The sequence below is a fragment of the bacterium genome (assembly GCA_040753555.1).
Classification (GTDB): domain Bacteria; phylum UBA9089; class UBA9088; order UBA9088; family UBA9088; genus JBFLYE01.
The window spans coordinates 1-2,481 of record JBFMDZ010000271.1 but is presented as its reverse complement, the minus strand read 5'-3'; the positions used below and the strand labels follow the sequence as shown (position 1 = coordinate 2,481).

At 39.9% G+C, this 2,481-nt stretch carries 2 protein-coding genes; both read left to right on the top strand.

Annotated features, from left to right (window positions below; all coding sequences use genetic code 11):
* On the top strand, positions 1–839 hold an 839-nt coding region (locus tag AB1630_12340; GenBank protein ID MEW6104581.1), incomplete at its 5' end, for a hypothetical protein.
* Positions 836–2,481 (top strand): Ig-like domain-containing protein (locus tag AB1630_12335; protein ID MEW6104580.1); only part of this gene is annotated, 1,646 nt, incomplete at its 3' end. The genes AB1630_12340 and AB1630_12335, both read left to right, overlap by 4 nt.

Below are 2,481 nucleotides of genomic sequence, written 5' to 3'. Positions count from 1 at the left end.
TCTTACTAAGCTGTGGAGGGTGTTTCTTTATATTTGGACCAACAGAAGGCCCACCAAAAGAGTTTGATACAGACTATACAATTATTGTTCAATCTGATGATGCAAGGGAGATAACCCTTTATCTTCCTTTTCCCCATTACAAAGGGAAGCCGGATATGAGGTATTTGAAGTGGTTAAGGGAGAATCTTGACTACCACTTAAATCTTGCTAAACAAAGCTATGAAAGTGTTATGAGAGACCATAAAGAACATTGCAGAAGAAACAAGATATGGTATGAGGAACACAATAAAAGCAGAGAGGAATATGAAATGGCAATGAAACAGGATTATGGAGAGAAGGTTGAACCCTATAAAAAAAATCTAGGGTTTTACTCAAATATCAAAATGGATTTAATAAACACAGAATATGGCAAGATGCTATATATATATATACCTTATATTACAGAAAAAATGGATCCAATCTATCTTGAAGTTGGAGAACATTCCCAACCCATCAAAATCAACCACAAGACAGTGGTTGATGATTATAAGCTTACCGGGGAGGATAGGATAAAGCCTGAGAGGGAATGGAGAGGAGCAGCTCCAAGATATGATTGGCATATGTTTAAAAGGTTCAATATGCCTGTCTATGTTCAGTTTGAGGGAAAGAAGTTAGATGTAAGTTTTGGTTATTCTATTATGGGATATAAAAGATTTTCAATGTGGGATGGTCCTGCTTGCACTTTATACATAGGCTATTGTGGAGACTTTAAAGAAGATAAAGATTTTGTTTTTACAAAATCAGGTTGGCAGGAAATATCTTTAGAAAAAATGAGTTTAATAAAGGAGGAAGAAAGATGAAGAAGATATTGCTTTTAAGCTTAGCTTTAGCAAAGATAGGGTTTTGCTGGGGACCGATAACCCACTATTGGCTTTCTAAAGAGCAGTCAATAGGCCCAGATGAGGTATTTTGCAGAAATAGCATGGCTCCTGACCTATTTTGGGTGGGCAAGGGGATATTATATGAAAAGGAATGGGGAAATAGGGGACATTCTCCACTTCCTATTTCAAGGGATGATGATCAGGACTTAAAGAAGAAGAATTATCTCCTCTATGGCAATGACAAAGAAAACTTTGCCTATATTATAAAACTCTGCTCATATACAGGAGATGAGGGAATCTGGAGGGGTTTTGGTAGTCATATTGCCTCTGATTGGGTTGCTCATAATCCAAAATTTCTCTCATTGCCAGAGGCATTACCTAAAGGAGACAAGGACCCGGTAATGAAATACCACCACAATATAGAATGGGATATGGACTATTACCTTTATCTTACAAAGGGTGGTCTTCCCATAGACATCCTTCCATTACCAAGGGTAAGCCTTAAGACAAAGCCCAAGCTTATCTGGAGGGCATTGGTGAATAAGAGGCTGATTGAGTTAAAAAGGAAATCTCCAAATAAACCTGACTCAGACTTAAAAAATGAGGCTATTGGCTCAGCAACCTCTCAATGCCCCATAGGAGCAATAAAGCTCTCCGCCATAGCCTGGGCAGAGCTTATCCTTGCCCAAAATATACGCTGTCTAAAAAGAAAAGCCATTGATACTCTAACAGGTAGCCTGGAGGCATTCAAAAGCCAATGGCCAAATAGTGCTGATGGCAAACCCGCCTTAGCTAATTATACAGAGTCCTGGTTTTCCATCAGAAACTGGCTAGATTGGACTTGGTATCTTCCTCCTTCCCAATATGGCACAGCGGGTGTTCCGCCATTGAATGTTACCTCAAAGCCAGATTCAATTCAAACAGGAAGTATGGATGACCCAGATAAGATATGGTTTGAGGTGGTAGATAAGGCAAAGGATGAAAATTTATTCTCTATCATAGAGAGAGAGGATTCAGAAGGAAATTATGAGATTGAGGTCTCCTGTACAAATGAAACCAGGCTTAATGAAATATTTGATGAGGTGGTTGTCTACCACAAAACCAACCCCACCTCTGACTCTGACCTTGTCCTTGCCCAGGTTATGGAGAAGGTCTTCCTTAAGCCATACATTACCCCAGATTACAACCCTCCCACCATTGCCAACCTTACGCCATCACAAAATCAGGCAACCCAAGCAAAACCAACCATATCCGCCAATATCACCGATGACAAATCAGGGGTTGGCTCAATTACATTAAAGATTGATGACCAAGAGGTTTCTTTTAGCTTTTCTCCCCAAACCGGCAGGCTTTCCTATATCCCTTCCTCTCCTCTCTCCTCGGGAACACATACTCTATTCTTACAAGCCCTTGACAATGCAGGGAATCCTACATTTCCAGAAAGAGGGACATTTAGTGTAGATGCTGACCCTCCTTTAATTACCAATCCAAAGATGGTTCCAAGCATAGTAACACTACGGCAGAATATAACAATTTCAGCCTATGTGGTTGATTCTCTAAGTGGTGTTGGCTCGGTTACTATTGATTTATCCTCAATTGGTGGCTTATTAAATCAACCAAT